The organism is Pseudomonas sp. AK181 (assembly GCF_051122975.1).
GTDB classification, from domain to species: Bacteria; Pseudomonadota; Gammaproteobacteria; order Pseudomonadales; family Pseudomonadaceae; genus Aquipseudomonas; species Aquipseudomonas lactis.
On the sequence record NZ_CP146348.1, the window covers coordinates 2966556 to 2986570 of the forward strand.

At 59.4% G+C, this 20015-nt stretch carries 16 protein-coding genes and 1 pseudogene; 7 read left to right on the forward strand and 10 right to left on the reverse strand.

Translation table 11 applies throughout. The annotated features are described in order from the left end of the window. Positions 1–85: 85 nt before the first annotated feature. Entirely contained in the window at positions 86–1324 is a 1239-nt protein-coding gene (locus V8689_RS13705) for an MFS transporter (protein ID WP_056784978.1), read from the reverse strand. A gap of 155 nt (positions 1325–1479) precedes the next feature. Between V8689_RS13705 and V8689_RS13710 the strand changes: the two genes are divergently transcribed. Further along, positions 1480–2292 carry a class I SAM-dependent methyltransferase gene (locus V8689_RS13710; protein WP_056784918.1) on the forward strand — a complete coding sequence of 271 codons (813 nt, stop codon included), beginning with the start codon at positions 1480–1482 and terminating at the stop codon, positions 2290–2292. 318 nt (positions 2293–2610) lie between these two features. Here V8689_RS13710 and V8689_RS13715 read toward each other — a convergent pair whose 3' ends face one another. Further along, positions 2611–2997 carry a TIGR03067 domain-containing protein gene (locus V8689_RS13715; protein WP_056784922.1) on the reverse strand — a complete coding sequence of 129 codons (387 nt, stop codon included), beginning with the start codon at positions 2995–2997 and terminating at the stop codon, positions 2611–2613. Between the two features lie 340 nt (positions 2998–3337). Here V8689_RS13715 and V8689_RS13720 point away from each other — a divergent pair, with 340 nt between their 5' ends. Both V8689_RS13720 and lpxO read left to right on the forward strand, forming a co-directional pair. Then, positions 3338–4663, forward strand: coding sequence for a Wzz/FepE/Etk N-terminal domain-containing protein (locus V8689_RS13720; protein WP_056784923.1), 1326 nt, complete (start codon positions 3338–3340; stop codon positions 4661–4663). A gap of 264 nt (positions 4664–4927) precedes the next feature. Continuing rightward, entirely contained in the window at positions 4928–5827 is a 900-nt protein-coding gene (gene lpxO / locus V8689_RS13725; RefSeq protein ID WP_044273650.1) for a lipid A hydroxylase LpxO, read from the forward strand. Positions 5828–5845: 18 nt separating this feature from the next. Here the strand turns inward: lpxO and ligD are convergent, their stop codons facing one another. Together ligD and V8689_RS13735 are read right to left on the reverse strand one after the other, a co-directional pair. Further along, a complete protein-coding gene (gene ligD, locus V8689_RS13730) occupies positions 5846–8362 on the reverse strand; it encodes a DNA ligase D (protein ID WP_060765989.1) in 2517 nt (838 codons plus the stop codon). Positions 8363–8386: 24 nt separating this feature from the next. Next, positions 8387–9226, reverse strand: coding sequence for a Ku protein (locus V8689_RS13735; protein WP_056784928.1), 840 nt, complete (start codon positions 9224–9226; stop codon positions 8387–8389). A gap of 185 nt (positions 9227–9411) precedes the next feature. On the opposite strand from V8689_RS13735, the gene V8689_RS13740 reads away from it, so the two are divergent. From V8689_RS13740 to V8689_RS13750, 3 genes are all read left to right on the forward strand, one after another. Then, on the forward strand, positions 9412–9723 hold the full coding sequence (locus V8689_RS13740; RefSeq protein ID WP_032892000.1) for a hypothetical protein: 312 nt from the start codon (positions 9412–9414) through the stop codon (positions 9721–9723). 12 nt (positions 9724–9735) lie between these two features. Then, positions 9736–10893: a PQQ-dependent sugar dehydrogenase gene (locus V8689_RS13745; protein ID WP_056784932.1), complete on the forward strand. Its 1158-nt coding sequence runs from the start codon at positions 9736–9738 to the stop codon at positions 10891–10893. Between the two features lie 429 nt (positions 10894–11322). Further along, a protein-coding gene (locus tag V8689_RS13750; protein WP_155717239.1) for an IS3 family transposase occupies positions 11323–12686 on the forward strand; the annotation gives its coding sequence in 2 pieces (ribosomal slippage) (positions 11323–11788 and positions 11788–12686; 1365 coding nt in all). A gap of 347 nt (positions 12687–13033) precedes the next feature. Here the strand turns inward: V8689_RS13750 and V8689_RS13755 are convergent. Together V8689_RS13755 and V8689_RS13760 are read right to left on the reverse strand one after the other, a co-directional pair. Further along, complete coding sequence (locus V8689_RS13755; RefSeq protein WP_047710787.1) at positions 13034–13513, reverse strand: DUF1348 family protein; 480 nt, start codon at positions 13511–13513, stop codon at positions 13034–13036. A gap of 55 nt (positions 13514–13568) precedes the next feature. After that, positions 13569–14132, reverse strand: a complete 564-nt coding sequence (locus V8689_RS13760; RefSeq protein WP_032891997.1) for a TetR/AcrR family transcriptional regulator — start codon at positions 14130–14132, stop codon at positions 13569–13571. Between the two features lie 125 nt (positions 14133–14257). Between V8689_RS13760 and pssA the strand changes: the two genes are divergently transcribed. Continuing rightward, positions 14258–15601, forward strand: a complete 1344-nt coding sequence (gene pssA, locus V8689_RS13765; protein WP_056785710.1) for a CDP-diacylglycerol--serine O-phosphatidyltransferase — start codon at positions 14258–14260, stop codon at positions 15599–15601. A 70-nt stretch (positions 15602–15671) separates the two neighbouring features. On the opposite strand, the gene efeO (V8689_RS13770) is transcribed toward pssA, so the two are convergent. From efeO (V8689_RS13770) to efeU, 4 genes and pseudogenes are all read right to left on the reverse strand, one after another. Further along, positions 15672–16487 carry an iron uptake system protein EfeO gene (gene efeO / locus V8689_RS13770; RefSeq protein ID WP_034135556.1) on the reverse strand — a complete coding sequence of 272 codons (816 nt, stop codon included), beginning with the start codon at positions 16485–16487 and terminating at the stop codon, positions 15672–15674. A gap of 25 nt (positions 16488–16512) precedes the next feature. Continuing rightward, the gene (gene efeB / locus V8689_RS13775; protein WP_150072935.1) at positions 16513–17817 is read right to left on the reverse strand and encodes an iron uptake transporter deferrochelatase/peroxidase subunit; all 1305 of its coding nucleotides are present in this window, start codon (positions 17815–17817) and stop codon (positions 16513–16515) included. Positions 17818–17831: 14 nt separating this feature from the next. After that, positions 17832–19034 carry an iron uptake system protein EfeO gene (gene efeO / locus V8689_RS13780; RefSeq protein WP_056785707.1) on the reverse strand — a complete coding sequence of 401 codons (1203 nt, stop codon included), beginning with the start codon at positions 19032–19034 and terminating at the stop codon, positions 17832–17834. Between the two features lie 10 nt (positions 19035–19044). Then, a pseudogene (gene efeU / locus V8689_RS13785) lies at positions 19045–19890 on the reverse strand (iron uptake transporter permease EfeU). Positions 19891–20015 lie beyond the last annotated feature (125 nt).

The window sequence follows — 20015 nt, forward strand, 5'->3', positions numbered from 1 at the left end:
AACAGCGACATCAAGGCGCGAAACCCGGTCGCTGAACACAAAATTTTGGATGTGTGTTGGAATTTGGCGCGCATTGTCGCATATGTCAGGCGACAGTTGTATGGCGAGCGAAGGATGGTTTTGCCAAGGTCTCCGGCATGGCCAGCCACAACAGCATCAAGGCAGCGGCTGCAACCGCCGCCAGCGTCAGGAACGCCGCGTTGTAGCCAGCCTGCTGCACCACGAAACCGGCCAGGCTGTTGCTGAGTGCCGCGCCGAGGCCAAATACGGTGGAGAGGGCGCCCAGGCTGACGTTGAAGCGCCCGGTGCCTTGGGTCAGGTCCTTGACGATCACCGGGAACAGGGCGCCGAAAATGCCGGCACCGATACCGTCGAGCATCTGCACGGCCACCAGCCAGTAGGGGTCGCTGGACAAGGTATAGAGCACGCCACGCAGCGGCAGTATCAGGAAACCGGCAAGCAACAGCGGCTTGCGCCCCCAGATATCGGCCTTGAGCCCGACCAGCCAGGCCATCGGCACCATCACCAATTGGGCGGCGACGATGCAGGCTGACGTCAGCGGGGTGGCCATCTGCAAATTGATCTGCGCCAGTTTCTGGCTGACCAGCGGCAGCATTGCGGCGTTGGCCAGGTGAAACAGCGCGCAGCAGATGGCGAACAATAACAGCGGTTGGTTGGCCAGCAACGCGTTCAGGCCCGAGGGCTGTTCATGGTCGGTGTGATGGGCCGGATCGAAACCACGGGCGACCTCATGGTCAATCGCCTTGGCCGGCACGCAACTGACCGCAATGACACTAGCGACCGCCATAAAGGCCATCAGGTAGAACACCACCACTGGCCCGAACAGGTAGGCCAACCCGCCGGCCAGCAACGCGGCCACGGCATTACCGGCGTGGTTGAAGGTCTCGTTGCGCCCGGTACGCCGGGTGAAGGCGCGGGGCCCGGTGATGCCCAGCGAAATGGCGGAAATTGCCGGGGCAAAGACAGACGCAGCTACGGCGCTGGCAGCCTGGGTCAACGCCACCCAGCCAAATGAGCTGACGAAGGGCAGCATCAGGCAACTGCCCGTCACCAGCAGCGCAGCAATGGCAACCACCGCGCGTTTGCTGCGAGTGCGGTCGATCAACGCTCCGGCGGGGCCTTGGGTCAGCAAGGCGGCGATGCCTGCCAGGGTCATGACCACGCCAATGCTGGCCGGCTCCCATTGATGCACGGCCAGCAGATAGATTGCCAGGTAAGGTCCGAGACCGTCGCGCACATCGGCGAGAAAGAAGTTCAGGCTGTCCAGGGATAAAGCGATGCGCAGGTCTGAATGACGGGCCACGGTGCGGACCTTCAAGAGCGGCGTTCAGGGGCTGAACGCGCGTTGGGTTAGTGACCTGTGGGCGGGGTGATAAGTTTCGCGGTCGGGGAGGCTTTCCTCCTGCGCGCATTTAACTTACTTTCCAAAGCCCACTGTAATGAGTTTCTGGAGAAGCAATGGACATGCCCTCAGCGCAAGAGGCGATCACCAGCAACAAAAATGCCTGGGATGAATCTGCCGGGTTGCACAAAGATACTCCGAGCTGGACGGCACTGCTGGCCTCGGTCGCCGTGCCTGATTTTTCCTGCCTTGACCCGACCATCACCAGCTTGCTGCAAGAGGTGGGCGTGGTGGGCAAGGACGTGGTGCAGTTGTGCTGCAACAACGGGCGCGAAAGCCTTTCGTTGTATGGTTTGGGCGCGCGTTCGGTGGTGGGGGTCGATCAATCCCGGGCGTTTCTTGAACAGGCGCGGGAATTGGCCGAGGTCTCGCCCCATAGCCCTGAGTTCATTGAGACCGATATCCACCATTTGCCCGAGCGTTTGCAGGCACGCTTCGATATTGCCCTGGTGACCATTGGCGTGCTGGGCTGGATGCCGGATGTGGCGCTGTTCATGCGCCAGGTTGCCAGTGTGCTGAAGCCCGGCGGCACGCTGGTCATGTACGAAACCCATCCCTTTCTCGAGGTGTTTGACCCCTGTGGGGCCAACCCGATGCTGCCTGCCAGTTCTTACTTTCAGCGCGAGCCCTTTGTGCTGCAGGAGGCAATTGTCTATGAAGGGAAGGATGAACGTCCCGGGCCGACCTCCTATTGGTACGTACATACCCTGGGCAGCGTGGTCAGCGGGGCTATCGCAGCGCAGTTGCAGATCGCCCATTTGCAGGAGTACCCGCATTGCAACCGGGAAGAACTTTACGAACAGTATGAGCATCAGGCCGCGCAACTGCCGCTGTGTTTTACCCTGACAGCGACCAAACGTAAGGGCTGATCCCGGTTTGCGCAGGCAAAAAAAGGCCCGCGAGGAGAGGGCGGGCCAAGGGATTCACTGGAGTAGGTAGGCTTCACCCTATAGGTGGAAAAGTGAAGGCCTTGTGAAAATGCCGTGATCAAATCGGATAGCCACGTCTTATATGTCCACCTGTGGCGAGGGAACTTGCTCCCGTAACGGCCTGCCAGCCACCGCCTATCTGCCTGACGCCCCGCGTTCCAACATGTGGGAGCTGGCTTGCCTGCGATAGCGGTGTATCAGTGACAGATTAGTTGACTGACCCACCGCTATCGCAGGCAAGCCAGCTCCCACATTTGATCATGAGCGCCGTATGAAGGTGCGCATGGTTTGCCCCGGTCCTGTGCTGAACACGGTGGGCCTGGGCATGCCTTCATCCGCTGCGATAAACACAAAATCATCGCCGTCGAGCCGGTAACTGGCGGGGAGCTGCTTGCCCGCGTCTTCGCCGATGGCATCTGTCCAGGTGATGCTTTTTGGCGTGGTACTGGCGTCCAGCTCGAACCGACCCGCCAATAATAGTTCGCCACTGACCGTGGTCACTTCGAAGCGATCCCCTGCAATGGTCGTTATCGCGCCTGGCGCGCTGTGGGCATCCACGGGGTTGAGCACGCCATTGTCTTCAAGGGCTGTTTGTTCCCAAGTGCCTTGCAGTGCGTGAAAGTCCGATGCTGAAAGCGGTGACATGCAAACTCCTTATTGCTGTTCAAGAAAATGTTCAATTGTATTGAGGCCGACACTGTTCCACCTGTAGGCGAAATTTTTTTCTTTATAAGACAGCTATTTGACAGCTTTTTCATGTTGTATTGACTACGCTTGCAACCAGATCAGTCTGACATGGCTGTGTCATTTGGCTTACTCACCGAAATGAATCCGAAATAATCCCTAAGTCTGTGGGATATTTCGGTGGGCTGAGTGGTCACATCGCCATTGGTCTGCCGTATCCAGGGCGTTGTCCCTGATTTTTGAAGTCATTCAGACTTCTGAGAATGATGGCCTTTTAGTATTATTTTAAGGTGTTCTTATTTTGAATCGTACTTCCCCGCTTCCGCCTTCCGCTGCGTCTGATGAAATTGATTTGTTTGAATTGTTTCACGCCATCTGGCGACAAAAAAAGCTGGTGGTCGGGTGTACGCTTCTGGCTGGGGTATTAGGCGCAGGTTATGCCTTCCTGGCACCCAAGACGTATGAAGTCAGCAGTGTGTTACGGCCTGCTGCAATCAACGAGCTAGACGCCTTGAACCGTTCGGAAGTGTATAAGTTGCCGCCTGCCGATGCGCTGCTCAAAGTAGGTGCACAGCTGGACTCTTATGATGCGCGCCTGGGGTTCTTCAAGGACCATGAGGAGTTGTTCAAGGCGTTCAAGAAACCGGGGCAAACCCTTGAGCAGAGCTTTGAGGCGTTCAACCGCAATTCCGTTAATCTGATTTTGCCCGATCCGAAGAAATCCGATTCGTTGAGCAGCTATATCCGTCTGGAGTTGCAATACCCGACCGACGTCGATGGTGTCGCGATTCTCAATGGTTTTGTGGACTACGCCATTGCCGCCGAGCGTCAGCAGGTCGGTGCTGACCTTAAGGTGATCGTCAATAACCGTTTGAGCGAGCTCAAGGGCAAGATCGACGCCGCCCGCGCCAACTACGATACCGATAAAGAGTCGAAAATCGCCAAGCTCCTGGAAGCTGACCGGCTCAAGCGTGCCCAACTGCAGGATGAGCTCAGCGCTTTGCGCTTGCAGATGAAGATGGAACGCACCAACCGCCTGGCCGAGTTGGCCGAAGCGATCAGCATTGCCAAGTCCATGGGCATTCGCACACCGACGACGCCGTCCTCCATGGCTGACTCCACCCGCACGGGTTCGAGCCAGGTCATGCGTACCGAGGTGAACAATCAGAAGATCCCGCTGTATTTCATGGGGACCGAGGCGTTGGAAGCTGAGCGCGCTGCACTGCAACAGCGTACCAGCGATGACTTTACCAACCCGCGCATTGCCGAGATCGGCAAAGAGCTGCAACTGCTGGAAAGCAACCGCGAGGTTGAGGTGCTGCGCAAGCGTGGCAATGAAGACATCTTCTTGCAGGACGTCGAGCCGCTTCGCGCTGAGGTCGCCAGGTTGCGTGGTTTGAACATCGATATGAGCAATCTCAAGCTGGTGACGATTGACCGTCGAGCCCAGGAGCCTCTGTCACCGATCAAGCCGAAAAAACCGCTGGTCATTGCGTTGAGCCTCGTCGGCGGCCTGTTGCTGGGCCTGATGATTGCGCTGATCCGCTACTTCGTCCGCAGCCGCACTCAGGCCGTTCCCTATACGGCATTAGGTGATCGCCGCGAGGGTAAAGACGCGCCGCTGTAACCCTTCAAACGCCCTCAAACAGGCAGGCCCAAGGGCCTGCCTGCTCATACCCCCAGCACACTCGGTAGACAGCTTTTCACAATTCTTAGTTAACCTTTGGTTACAAAGTGTGGCTAAATAACTGCCAATGGTTGCACGCAGGCGGTTAGCCCGCCGGCCGTGTTGCCTGTATGTGAACTGTGATTTCAGGTGCTGCTTATCCATCCTCGGCCGTTGTGAGCCCGCAGGAGCAGCCTGTTCTCTCCCTGACGTGTGACGAATCCCTTGAAACTCATCATTGTTGCTCTCTACGTTGCTTCCATTGCGTATGTACACCTGCGCGGTCGGGTGCGACACAAGCTGGGTCGCCAGCTTAGCGATCACTCGACGTTCCTGGCGCCGATCAACTGTTTCCTGTACCTGTTCTCCAAGCAGCCCAGCCGTCCCTTTCTCTCGCCCAGCGACTTTCCGGACCTGAGCCCATTGCAGGAGCACTGGGAAGAGATCCGCGAAGAAGGCCAGAACCTGATGCGGGCGGGGGAGATCAAGCGCTCGGAGCAATACAACGACGTAGGCTTTAACTCGTTTTTCAAGACCGGCTGGAAGCGCTTCTATCTCAAGTGGTACGGCGACAGCCACCCGTCGGCGATGAAGCTGTGCCCCCGCACCACCGAACTGGTACAGAGCATCGGCTCGATCAAGGCCGCGATGTTCGCCGAGCTGCCACCGGGCTCCAAGCTGGTGCGTCACCGTGACCCGTATGCAGGCTCCTACCGTTATCACCTGGGGCTGGATACGCCTAATGATCCAGGCTGCTATATCAACGTGGATGGTGAAAACTATTACTGGCGCGACGGTGAGCCGGTGATGTTTGACGAGACTTACATTCACTACGCGGAAAACACCACCCAACAGAACCGCATCATTCTGTTCTGCGACATCGAACGGCCGATGAAGTACCGCTGGGCGGCGGCGTTCAACCGTTGGTTCAGCCGCAATGTGATGGCGGCCGCGGGTTCGCCCAATGACGAGGGCGACAAGACCGGCGGCCTCAACCGTGCCTTCACCCGCCTGTACAAGATTCGCCTGCGTGGCAAAGAGCTTAAAAAGCGCAATCGCACGCGCTACTACCTGGAAAAGTGGGCGATCTTTGCCGGGCTGGCACTGATCTTCATTCTTATCTGACCTGGCTCAGGGCGCGGATCACCCGGGTGGCTCCGCGCCCAGCTTGTCCCACATCTTTTTGCTGATCTTCTGCCGATTGGCATACCCCGCCCACGGGTCGTCCTTCAACGCCTGCAACCGCTGGTGCAGGTTCGCCACTGTCCACTGCTGGGCGCCACGCAACCCTTTCAACTCCTCTCGACTCACCGGCACCGACACTGGCAGGCCCGGGCGTGCCCGCACCGAATACGCCGCCACGGTACTGGCGCCACGGGCGTTGCGCAGGTAATCGATAAAGATCTTGCCCACGCGGTTCTTGGGGCCACTGGTGGCGGTAAAGCGTTCGGGCAGTTGGCGGGTCATGAATTGGGCAATGGCTTTGGCGAATGCCTTGACGGTGTCCCAGCCATCGCGCCGGGCCAACGGCACGATCAAATGCAGGCCCTTGCCGCCGCTGGTTTTAACGAAGGCTTGCAAGCCCAGCTCATCGAGTACCGACAGGGTCAGTTGGGCCGCTTCCAACATGGCTTTCCAGGGCAGGGCCGGGTCCGGGTCGAGATCGAGAACAAACAGGTCAGGCGTTTCAATCTTGTCTGCGGTGGCACCCCAGGTGTGAAACTCGACCGTGCCCATTTGCACGGCGCCGACCAATGCATCCACGCTGTCTATTTCCATCAGGCGCGCATGGCCTGGGTCCAGCGCCGGGTCCAACTGCTTGATGTGGGGGATTGCCATGCGCTCTGAGTGCTTCTGGAAGAACTGCTCACCTTCAATACCTTCCGGCGCCCGCACCAGTGACACCGCACGTCCACGCAGGAAGGGCAGTATCCATTCACTGATATCGGTGTAGAACTGCGCCAGTTGCTGTTTCTGCGTGCCGCTGTGCTTGTCGATAATGCGCTCGGGGTGAGTGATTTTCACGTTCTTCACCGTTGCCTGGGCTTTACCGGCTTTCGATGCCTCGGGCGCCTTGACGGACTTGGCCGCTCGCGGCTGTTCGTGAATGATCTGCGAGGCTGGCTTGTCGGTACGCAGGCCCACAAACGCGGCCTGGCGCACCACGCCTTCACGGGTCCATTCGGCAAATTGCACTTCGCCTACCAGGCTCGGCTCAACCCAGTGCACGCCACGGGCCTGGGCACTGGTCAACGGCTTTTGCAGTGGCGAGTCCTTGCGTTCAAGCGCGGTGAGCTTGGCATAGATACTTTTCAGCGCCGCCTGATCAAAGCCCGTGCCTACGCGCCCGGCATAGACCAGGCCGGTGTCATCGTTGACCGCCAGCAGCAGCGCACCAAAGCCGCTGCGCGAGCCTTGGGGGCGGGTGTAGCCGACGATCACGAATTCCTGACGCAGGCGGCATTTGAGCTTGATCCAGTTGTCACTGCGTCGCGACACATAAGGGCTGCCGGCACGTTTGCCGATCACACCTTCCAGGGCCAGGTCACAGGCGCTCTCGAAAATATCGCGCTGGCTGGCGGCAAAGGCTTCGGAGAAGCGCAGCAGTTTGCTTCGGCTGCCGGACAGTGCGGATTTGAGCGCAGCGCGACGCTCTTCGACAGGGTCTTCACGTTGGTCGCGACCGTTCAAAAACGGTGCGTCGAACAGGTAATAGACGATGTCCAGGCTGCGGCCGATATCGAATGCGTTTTGCAGCGCCTGGAAATCCGGCAACCCGTCGCCATTGAGGCTGACCACTTCGCCATCCAGCCAACTGTCCTTGAGCTTGAGGGCTTGCAAGGCTTTGCACTGACGCGGCAGGCGCTCGGTCCAGTCGTGGCCGTTGCGGGTGAACAGCCGTACTTCGCCGTCGCGAATGCGCGCCATGATGCGGTAGCCGTCGAACTTGATCTCGTAGCGCCAGTCACCTTCGGGGGCCCGGTCGACCAAGGTTGCCAATTGAGGGGCGAACTCATCCGGCAGGGCAGCGGTACGCTTGGGCGCTTTGGCTTTTGGCGCGGCTTTGGGTTTGGCCTTGGCCTTGGCTTTTGGCTTACCCACCACCGCATCGCTGAGCACGCTGGCGGGTTCGGCCTCGACAATATCGAATTCAGCCGCCGGGCGCGCTTGCTGATCGTTTTCCTTGATCAACAGCCACTGCTCCTTGTCGCCGCTGCCCTTGAGCCGGGTTCGTACCAGGGCCCAGTCACCGGAGAGCTTCTCACCCACCAGGGTGAATTTAAGTTTGCCCGCCGCATAGGCCTTGTGCGGGTCATCGTGGGGTTGCCAGATGCCTCGGTCCCACACGATCACATCCCCCGCACCGTATTGGCCGGCGGGAATGCTGCCCTCGAAACTGCCATAGCTCAGCGGGTGGTCTTCAACATGCACGGCCAGGCGCTTCTGACTCGGGTCCAGGCTCGGGCCCTTGGGCACCGCCCAGCTCAACAGCACGCCATCAAGTTCCAGGCGAAAGTCGTAATGCAGGTTGCGTGCATCATGTTTTTGGATCACAAAGCTTAAGGCCGAGGCTTTACGTTTGCTGGGTGAGCTGCCGGCGGGTTCGGCGGTGATCTTGAAATCGCGCTTGCGGTTGTACTCGCTCAGGGGCTTTGCCATGTCGTTCTCCCGTCAATGGCAGGCTCAAGAGGCCTTGTTATTGGACTTTTTTGCGGCGGCTTTTTTCGCCGCAGGTTTACCCGCCAGGCTGCGTTTGAGCAGTTCGGTCAGGTCGATGACATCCGCGGACTTGCGCTCTTCGCCGCCTTCGGCCGTTTCCACATCTTCTATCTTGCCGGCCTTGGCCTTCTTCGCCACCAGCGCCCGGATCTTGTCCTGGAAGCTGTCACGGTATTCATCGGGCTGCCAATCGGCGCTCATGTCTTCCACCAGGCGCTTTGCCATGTCCAACTCTCCTTTGGCCAAGGTCGGTTTTGTCACATCGCTGCCCAGTTCCAATTCGTCCAGGCTGCGCACTTCGGTGGGCCAGCGCAGCATGACCAGCACCAGGGCCGACTCCAGCGGCATCAACGCAGCCAGGTGTTGCTTGGTGTGCAGCACCACATTGGCCAGGGCGACCTTGCCGGTTTTTTTCAGCGCTTCGCGCAGCAGTGCGTAGACCTTGCCGCCGCGTTTATCCGGGGCGAGGAAGTAGGGCGTGTCGATGTTTTGCAGGGGGATCTGGTCGCTGGCGACGAAGGCGATGATTTCGATGGTCTGGGTGGACTTGGGGTGGGCCGAGCGAATTTCGTCTTCGCTGAGCACCACATAGCGCCCTTTTTCAAAGGCCACGCCCTTGACGATGTTTTCCTTGGTGACTTCCTTGCCGGTGGTTTTGTTGATGCGCTTGTAGCCCACCGGGTCCATGCTGCGCTTGTCCAGCCAGTCAAAGTCGACGCCTTGTGACGAGGTCGCCGAGACCAGCGATACCGGGATGTGAACCAAGCCAAAACTGATGGCGCCTTTCCAGATTGCCCGTGGCATAGGTGTGATTCCTCAACGAAGAGCCTGTGTGCTGGTGACTCGCAGCGCAGGGCAAAAGTTTCGGCGGATAGATGCTCGGACAGATCGTGTTACACCTGATGAGAAACTATTTAGTGTCACAACCCGAACCCACGGCGTAGCGTGTTATCGAAAGCACGTAGTACCTGGCATAGAGAGGTTTGGCCATGAACCCTTGTGTACGTCATCTTGCAGCACTGGCGCTGGGCCTGGCCCTTGCGCCGTTGGCCCAGGCGCAAAACCTGCCGGGCCGCAGCAGCGACCACGGCCCGATTCACCGGGCCAACCCCAATAGCATGCAGGGCACCCAGCCCAATGCACCGGCGGTTCGCAGTATTCAGCCTGTCCCGGCCAACCCGCGGCCGACGCTGGAAAACGGCGGCATCGGCAACCGCTACCCCAAGCAGGAGGCGGCCCCCAGCCGCCCGGCCACCGCACCCAAAGCGCCCACCTATGATGCCAACGGCAATCGCCGCTGAGGATTTCGCCTTATGTTTGTACGTAAAACCCTGCTAGCCGCCCTGTGCGCCACCGCGTTACTGCCGTTGAGCGCGGTGTATGCCGCCGATAGCCAACAGTTCCCCACTGAGCAAGGCAGCATCACCGCCACGCCGGTCGCCAAGGGTCTGGACCATCCGTGGGCGCTGGCGTTTTTGCCCGACCAGCAAGGTTTCCTGGTGACTGAACGGCCTGGAAACCTGCGCTTCGTCAGCCCCGACGGCAAGCTGTCTGCACCCTTGAAGGGCGTGCCGCAGGTATGGGCCAAAGGGCAGGGCGGGTTGCTGGATGTGGTGCTGTCGCCAGACTTCAAGCAGGACCGCCTGGTGTACCTGTCGTACGCTGAAGGCGGTGGCGAGGGTGGTAAGGCTGGCACTGCCGTAGGGCGTGGGCGCTTGGCAACTGACCTGAGCGGCTTGGAGGACTTCAAGGTGATTCTGCGCCAGGAGCCCAAGCTGTCTACCGGCAACCACTTCGGCTCGCGCCTGGCCTTTGACCGGGACGGCTACCTGTTCGTGACCCTGGGTGAAAACAACGACCGCCCCACGGCCCAGGACCTGGACAAGTTGCAAGGCAAAGTGGTGCGCATCTACCCGGATGGGCGCGTACCGGATGACAACCCTTTTGTCGGTCAACCCGGCGTGCGTCCCGAGATCTGGTCCTACGGGCAGCGTAACCCGCAAGGGCTGGCTCTGAACCCGTGGAGCGGCACGATCTGGGAAAATGAACACGGGCCCCGTGGCGGTGATGAAGTCAATATCATCGAGCGCGGCAAGAACTACGGTTGGCCGTTGGCGACCCATGGCATCAACTATTCCCTGCTGCCAATTCCCGAAGCCAAGGGCAAAACGGCAGAGGGCACAGTGGCACCCCATCATGTGTGGGAGAAGTCGCCGGGCATCAGTGGCATGGCGTTCTACGACGGCGACCGGTTCAAGGTCTGGCAGCACAACCTGTTTATCGGTGCACTGGTGAGTCAGGAGCTGATTCGCTTGCAGTTCGAGGGCGACAAGGTGGTCCACGAGGAACGCTTGTTGGGCGAATTGAAAGCGCGGATCCGCGACGTGCGGCAGGGGCCGGATGGGTTTCTGTATGTGCTGACGGATGAGGATGACGGTGTGTTGTATCGAGTGGGGCTGAATCAGGACTAAACGTGTGGGAGGGCGCTGACAGCAGACGCTGATCTAATTGATGCCCCGCGATCCAAATATGGGAGTTGGCCTGCGAAGGCATAGGTATCTACACAACTTTTTGGGTTGTAACAGCAGACGGTAACCACGATGCGAAGCGAGTCGCTCTTGATCTTGATCTCAAGCGCCCCGTTAAACCACGCTGGCCGGAATTCGACAGGGATTTGGGGGGTAAACCGGCAGGGATGCCGGTTTAGCCGCCCCGCGCCATGGATGGCGCGTGGCGGCGGCCCCCCAAATCACTGGCGGATTACGGGCACACCGAGCCTAAGCGAGGTGCCGAGTGGTGGGGCAAGAGCCCTTTGGTTACTTTGGGGCTCTTTTCCAAAGTGACCCGCCGTTGAACTGACCCCCGAATGTTGGACACCTGCCCCCTCGGGAGAGTGTTCCATGACGAAATACAACCTAGCGCTCAAGCAATCATTGATTGAAGAGTGCCTGTCTGCCAGTAGCATCCATGAGGTGGCCCTTAAGCATGACTTGAGTCCATCGCTCCTGCGACGCTGGGTCAAGGGTTTTGAAAAGCACGGCGCCTCTGGCTTGATCGCCAAGTACAGCCATTACGATGCCGAGTTTAAATTAAAGGTTTTGCAGTGCATCAAACAAGATGGACTGTCGGACCAACAGGCCTGTATACGGTTTGATATCCGTGGTCCAAGTAGTATCAGGCAGTGGCGAAAGCTGTACGATGAAGGCGGTGTAGAAGCACTACAACCGCAGCGTCTTAAAGAGTCCAGTATGCCCCGCAAACCTTCCAGGCAACCCAAAGCAAGTCCTGCTCTTCCTGCGGACGCAGAACTGACCCCTGCACAAATGCTCGCAGAACTGGCTTATCTGCGCGCGGAGAATGCCTATCTAAAAAAGCTCGATGCCTTAATCCAAGCGGATCCCCGTACTGCGCAGCCAAAAAAACGCAGGCCGTCCAAGGATTGAGGCATGAGCATCCACTTGCTCTGTTGCTACGTGCTGCGGCACTGGCACGCAGCACCTTCTATTACCAAAGCAAAACACTGCTAACCGACAAGCATGCCGGCCTTAAAGATCGCATCCGCAGCGTCTATCACGGGCATAAGGGGCGTTACGGCTACCGCCGCATCGCCGCGACCCTTGGAAACAGTGGTGAGTTGATCAATCACAAAAAGGTGTATCGACTGATGCAGGTGATAGGCCTCAAGTCGCTGGTCAAAGTGAAGAAATATCGCTCTTACCGAGGTGCTGAAGGGCTTGTTGCGCCTGATCTACTAAAGCGCGAATTCAAGGCAGAAGCCCCTAACGAGAAATGGGCAACCGACGTGACGGAGTTCAAGGTGAAGGGGCAAAAGCTGTTTCTCTCGCCTCTCATGGATTTGTACAACGGCGAGATCCTGGCTTACCAGATCAACCGACGTCCCGAATTCAGGATGGTTTCGACGATGCTGGAAAAAGCCTTCGGGCGACTGAATCAAGGTGACAAACCGATACTGCACTCCGACCAGGGTTGGCAGTACAGGCAGCCTATCTACCGACACATGCTGGCCGAAAAGAGCATCGAGCAGAGCATGTCGCGCAAGGGTAATTGCTTGGACAATGCCGCCATGGAGAGTTTTTTCGGCACGCTCAAGAGCGAGTTTTTCTATTTGGAGTCATTTGAGAGTGTGGAGCAGTTGGCATCAGGCATAGAGGATTACATCGCCTACTACAACCAAGACCGCATAAGCCTCAGACTAAATGGCTTGAGCCCGGTACAATTTCGGACTCAGGCATTAAATCAATAGCGTCCCCTGTCCAACTTTCGGGGGGCAGTTCACGTCAGGGCGGAACCCTAGGTGGCCGTTACCTAAATAACGGATATATACCCGGTCCAACTGTGTTGAGTGCTAGGCCGTCTTCGCAGGCAAGCCAGCTCCCACAGTTGGATGGTGGGGTGTCAGGTAGATAGATGTCGGCTGGCTGGCCGTCACGGGAGCAAGCTCCCTCGCCACAGGTCCAGCGTCACACCAAAGATGTGTAGATACCTATGCTGCGAAGGCGGTGTGTCAGGCGCTGAATCTGTTACTGCACCACCGCTTTCGCAGGCAAGCCAGCTCCCACATTGGATCTCACGCTGCCTACAGAATCGGGGTTATAGCCCCAGCTCTGACAGACCCGGATGCTCATCCGGCCGCCGGCCCAGCGGCCAATGGAACTTGCGCTCGCTCTCCTTGATCGGCATATCGTTGATGCAGGCAAAGCGGTTGGCCATCAAGCCGTTCTCGTCGAATTCCCAGTTTTCATTGCCGTACGAGCGGTACCAGTTACCCGAATCATCGTGCCATTCATAGGCGTAGCGCACGGCAATACGGTTATCGGTAAAAGCCCACAATTCCTTGATCAATCGATAATCCAGCTCCTTGGCCCATTTGCGGGTCAGGAACTGCTTGGCTTCTTCGCGGTTATGGGCAAATTCGGCGCGGTTACGCCAGTTCGTATCCAGGGTATAAGCCAGGGACACGCGCTGCGGGTCGCGGGAGTTCCAGCCATCTTCGGCCAGGCGAACTTTTTCGATGGCAGACGTGCGGGTAAACGGCGGCAGGGGCGGGCGGACTTCTTCTTGGGCTGACATGGGCGACTCCTTAAAGCAATAAAGGTTGGGTCGAAAGTTGCCTGGGGCTGTGGGTTCACAGTTGCAGTAAGGTTCGCGCCATGCATTGCGCATTATCGGCAGCTGTTGAATCACCCATGACCAGGGCAACGGTAATGGCGCCATCGATCAGGATCAGCAGTTGCGCGGCCTGCTGCTCCGGGTCGGGGGTGCCATGTGCTTGGCACAGTTCAAGTGCGTACTCGAACAGTTTGCGTTTATGGGCCTTGGCCAACAGGCGCACCGGGTCTTGGGCGTCGCCGGTTTCGCCACTGGTATTGATAAAGGCGCAGCCGCGAAAGTCCGCCGAGCCGAACCAGCGCTTTAGCGCGCTGAACAGCCCCAGCAGGCGCTCGCCGCTGTCGTCGCTGCGTTCCACTTCGCTGCGCAGCCACTGCATCCAGCGCTCGTCGCGGCGTTGCAGGGCGGCCACCACCAACTCATCTTTGTTGGCGAAGTAGCGATAGATACTTTTCCTCGACACACCGGCGGTTTTCACCAGTAAGTCCATGCCGGTGGCAGCGATGCCGTGGCGATAGATCAACTTCTCGGTGACGTCGAGGATGATGTCGCGGGTTTCATTCTGGGTTATATCGTTCATGTCGAGCACAGTAGAACGATCGTTCTTCATGGTCAACAGGGTTTTTTAAATTACCCGCCGCGAGACCTGGGCAGCCTCATGGTGTAAGCTTTGGGCCTCTTCGGATTCGACCCATTGCGAGCCCTATGCCGTCGTTCTTCAAACGCTCCCTGTTGCCCAAGCTGCGCGGTTTTCCGTTGTCCAACGAGGCCATTGAGGTGCTGCCCAGCGCCGACGCCTATCGTCGCTGCCTGCTGGAGAAAATCGCCCAGGCCACGCGGCGTATCTACATCGTTGCCTTGTACTTGCAGCAGGACGAGGCGGGGCAGGAAATCTACGACGCGCTACACGCCGCCAAGGCCGCACGGCCTGAGCTGGAGATCGTGGTGATGGTGGATTGGCTGCGCGCCCAGCGCGGGTTGATCGGCGCGGGCAAGCAACCGGGCAACAGCGCCTGGTACCAGGCGATGACCCAGCGCCACGCCACCGAAGTGCCGGTGTATGGCGTGCCGGTGCAAACCCGCGAGCTGTTCGGCGTGTTGCACCTCAAGGGTTTCGTGATTGATGACAGCGTGCTGTACAGCGGCGCCAGCTTGAACAATGTGTACCTGCACAAGTTCGACAAATACCGCTTCGACCGCTACCACCTGATCCATAGCCAACCCTTGGCCGATTCGATGCAGCACCTGGTGGAACACGGCCTGGTCGCGTCCAAGGCTGTGCATCGCCTGGACCTGCCGAACCCGCCCACCACCCGCAGCCTGCGCAACGACATCGGCGACCTGCGCAGCCGTCTCAAGCATGCGACCTACGACACCACGGCCGGGCAATTGCCCAACGGCCATCTGTCGGTCAGCCCCTTGCTGGGCGTTGGCAAGAACAACCCGTTGAGCCGGGTGATCCTTGAGCTGATCGCCAGCGCCCAGCAACAACTGACTATTTGCACGCCGTATTTCAACCTGCCATTGCCGGTGACCCGTGAGATCAACCGCGCCCTGGCACGTGGCGTGAAGATCGACATCGTGGTGGGCGACAAGACCGCCAACGACTTCTACATTCCGCCCACCGAGCCTTTCAAGGTAATTGCGGCGTTGCCGTACCTGTACGAGATCAGCCTGCGACGCTTTGCCAAGCGGCACCAGCCGATGATCAACAGCGGCCAGTTGAACCTGCACTTATGGCGCGACGGCGATAACACCTATCACCTAAAGGGCATGTGGGTGGACGAGCGCTACACCTTGCTCACCGGCAACAACCTCAACCCACGGGCGTTTCGCCTCGACCTGGAAAACGGCTTGCTGATCGACGACCCTCAAGGCCAATGGCTGGAGCCGCGAAGCGCCGAGCTTGCGAATATTTTCCAGCACACCACGCGTATCGAGGGTTACCAGCAATTGCAGACGCTGGTGGATTACCCGCCCGCCGTCGGCAAATTCCTGCGGCGTGTCAGCCGGGTGCGGATCGAGCGCTTGCTGTATCGCATTCTCTAACTGAGCAACGTGCCGGCAAAAAAACACCCAGGCCCTTCGACAGGGACTGGGTGTTTTTTGTGCGCAGCAGTTAGTTCAAACCCAGCTTGCCGCGCAGGGTTGAGAGGTCTTCGGCCAGGGTATTGACCGGGCCGACCAAGGCCTTGCGGTCGTTGTCCTTGACCTTGTCATAGGTCTGGAAGCCGCCATCCTTGGTTTTGTACTTGGCGAGGATCTTGTCGACGCTGGCAAAGTTTTTGTCGACCTTGGCCAGGAAGGCTTGGTCTTGCTGCCCGATCTGGCCACGGAACAGGTCGACGATTTTTTTCGCACCGTCGATGTTGCCCTGGAAGTCATACAGGTCGGTATGGCTGTAGCGGTCTTCTTCACCGGAGATCTTGGTGGCCGCGACTTCTTCCAGCAACGCAGCGGCACCACCCACGACTTTCTCCGGCGGGAAAGTCAGGCCATCGACGCGGGTCTTGAGGTCATTCACATCCGCGTTGAGCTTGGCGGTCAGCGCTTGCAGGCCCTGGGTCGAGTTCTGCGAGAACAGCGCGTATTCAATGCGGTGAAAGCCCGTGAAGTCTTCGGCCGTCACGCCTTTTTCATGATCGTCCACACGCGAATCAATGGACGCGTCGAGGTCGCTGAACAGCTCGGCGATTGGCTCAATGGACTCATAGTGCACACGGGTCGGCGCATAGAGTTTCTTGGCCGTGGCCAGGTCGCCTTTATTGATGGCGTCGGTGAACGCCTGGGTCTGGGTGACCAGTTCGCCGATTTCTTCGGTGACGTAGATCTTGTAATCCGACACCGGGCCCACCAGGTCCAACGGCGCAGTAGCGGCGAAGCTTGCCAGTGGCGAAAGGCTGAGTAACAACAACGCGATAGACGACTTCTTCATGGGAGACATTCCGCTCTGGTGTGTTTTAGGTCTTGGCAGGAGTTTGAGATTGCGTTGCCGCGAGCAGCGTGCGCCCAATGAAATCCTTAGGGCCGGTGACCCCTGGCAACGTGAAGAAATACCCGCCACCCACGGGCTTGAGGTACTCCTCCAGCGGCTCGCCGTTGAGCCGGGTTTGCACGCTGATAAAGCCTTTCTCCAGGTCAGCCTGGTAGCAGATGAACAACAAGCCCATGTCCAGTTGACCGTTTTTGTTGACGCCGTTGGAGTAGTTGAACGGCCGCCGCAGGATCAAGTTGGCCTGGGTCTGCGGGGTGCGCGGGTTGGCCAGGCGGATGTGGGCATCGAGCTTGGTCAACTTGCCTTCTGGGTCCTTGCTGTAGTCCGGGACCTGGGTTTCATGCTGGCCGTCCATGGGCGCGCCCGTGGGTTTGACACGGCCGATGATGCTTTCCTGTTCTTGCAGCGGGGTGCGATCCCAGCGCTCGACAAAGTTACGGATGATGCGCACGGCCTGGTAACTGCCATGGGCGGCCCAGGCCGGTTCGTCGCTGGTAGGCTGTACCCAGACGATCTGGTCCATGGCCTTGTCATCATTGGAATTGGGGTTGGCCGAGCCATCGCGAAAGCCCAGGAAATTGCGCGCACTCTGCGCCGGCTCGCCGGGCTTGGCCGGTGCCTGGGGCGGTACGCTGCCTTCTTGCTTCCAGCGCACCAGCAGCAGGTCGGGCAGGTTTTTGACGATGTCGCGCAGGGCGTGGATATTGGTGTCCGGCGTGTTGGAGCTGAACTGCAGGCTCATGTCGCCGTGGCACTGCGCCGGTTCCAGCGCGTCGTTGGGGAAACCGACCATGCGGCTCAGGCGCTTGGGTTTGGCCGCGGCAAGCCCGAAGCGTTCGTCGAACAATGACTCGCCGACCGACACGGTGATGGTCAGGTTATCGGGTGTGACCACCGGGCCAAGGATGCCGGAATCGGTAGGCGGTAATTTCGGGTCGACCTGGGGCACGGTGCCGCCGGTCATCAGGAACGCGATGCGCTCGTTGAGGGTGCGGAACAGACGTTCCAGGTCTTCGCGGTCGCTGGCCAGTACATCGAACGCCACGACCATGCCGCAGGCCGGGCGCGGGGTGACGATGCCGCTTTGGTGCTTGCCGAAAAACGCCTGGTGGTCCTGGGTCTTGTCACTGCGCGGTGCGGTGGTGACTTGCTCAGCCGCTGCCGCCATCGCCGGGCAGCTCAGGCTGCTGCCGGCAATCGCAACGCCGGTGGCCGCCATGCCCAACAGGACGCGGCGACGTTGGAGGTCAAACTGTTCTGTATCACTCATGTATGCGGTCGTCTTCACTGCAGGCCGGAAAGGCCAAGGGCGGGGTCGATTCCATCGAGTGCAACGGCCAGTGCCTTGGCCTTGTCGGCGATCTGCTTGCGCTGATCGGCTGTAACCTTGTCGTAGGTTGGGTAGCGGTCATTCACCTTGAGCCCGTCGAGTTCGGTGTCTAAGGCGCTGAGCGCGCTGTCGATAGTGGGCAACAGGTCGGCGGCGGACTTGCCCAGCAACGGGCGCATCAGGTCGACCACTTTGTGCGCGACCTGCAGGTTGGCGGCAAAGCCGTTCAAGTCGATGTGGCTGTAGCGTTCTTCTTCACCGCTCGCCGCACGCACGTCCGCCAGGCTGTTGAGGTTGCGTACCACAATGCTTACCAGTTGCTCCGGTGGCAGGGACTGAGCCAGTAACTGTTGCTTGAGCGTGGTGACGTCGGTAACCAGGCGTTGGGCGACCGGCGCCAGGTCATCGAGGCTGTGTTGTTGGAACAGGCCGTATTCGAGGCGGTGGAAGCCGCTGAAGGCGGGGTCTTGCTCGCGCTTTTCAAAGTAATCGGCGCGGGCGTTGATCGCGTTATCCAATTCGGCCAGGCGCTGGGACGCCGGCGCCAGGCGCTGATACGCCTCGCGGGCCGGTACATACAGCGCTTGGGCCTGGGCCAGGTCACCGGCGGCGATGGCCTGTTGCAGGGCCGTCACGGCCTTGACCAGCGCACCGCCTTGGCCGCTCAGGTACACGCGAAACTCCGACAGTGGGCCGATAAACGCCACCATCGACGGCTTGGCCTTGGCCTGGGCGTCAGACTCTGCCGTGGGCGTGACATGCAAGGTGCCGCGCGGGTTGCTCAGCAGGCCACAGGTAATGGCGTAGTCGCCGGGCAGCAGGTTGGCGTTGATCACCTGGCTAAGGCCCGGGGCAATGTTTTCCCGCTCTTCGACCACCAGCACGCCGTCGAGGATTTCCCACTCCACTGCGCGGTCGGAGCGGTTGATGATGCGAAAGCTGGCATGCCCGGCGGGTACCGTCAGGGCGTTGGGTTCGCAGGCGTGGCCGTGGATGGTCACCGCGATTTCATTGTGGTTGGCCTGGCGTTTGCCGGCGGCCAATTGCGAGGCGTAGTAGAACAGGCCACCGGCGGCGATCATCACCACCACCGAGCCGGCCACGCCCCAGCGCAAGGCGCGGGACGGCGGGGCCGATTGAGGGGTTGGGTTGGGCAAGAGACGGTCCTTACTGGCTGGAAACGGAAGAAGTGTTGGCAACAGGCTGGGGCGGGGCCGAGGGCAGGAAGAACATCACCAGGGCCACCACCAGGTAAATCAGATAGGCGCCCAGGGTGCTGATGGTCGGCGCCTCCTGGTAACCGAACATGCCGGCCAGTACCGAACCGAGTGGGCTGTCCATGGGCAACGCGGTGCTGAAGTCGAACAGCACGGTCTGCCAGTGATTCCACACGCCGGCTTCATGCAGGGCTTGCACCGAGTTGGCGAGAATGCCGGCCGCGACCACCAGGATGAACAGGCCGGTCCAGCGGAAAAACGCGCCGAGGTTCAGGCGCATGCTGCCGGAATAAATCAGGAAACCCACGACGATGGCCAAGATCAGGCCGAGCAGGGCGCCTACCGGAGCGCCTGGGCCTTCACTCTGCTGAAACACGGCCAACAGGAAGAACACCGTTTCCAGCCCTTCGCGGGCCACGGCGAAAAACACCATGGCGATCAGGGCGAACACCTGATGCCTGGAGCCGGCCAACGCATGGTCGAGGGATTCATGCAGCGAGTGTTTAATCGAGCGCGCCACTTTGCGCATCCAGAACACCATGGAACTGAGGATGCCCACGGCCACCAGCCCGACGACACCTTCAAACAATTCCTGCTGCTTTTGCGGGAATTCCGCACTCACCAACTCCAGGCCCCCGCCCACCAGCAGCGCGAGCGCCGCCGCAAGGAATACGCCGATCTACACCGCGGGCATCCACTGGCCACGCCCGGTCTGTTGCAGGTAACTGGCGATAATGCCAACGATTAATGCCGCTTCAATGCCTTCGCGCAGCATGATTAAAAAAGGAACGAGCATCGGGCACCCGGGCGCAACTAGTTAGGGAGCTAAGTTGTAACATAATGATACTCATTGCTAAACAAGAAATATTGACCTTTGCTGAACGTGGGCTGAACAGTGGTGGCGAAGCGCAACCGCCCTTA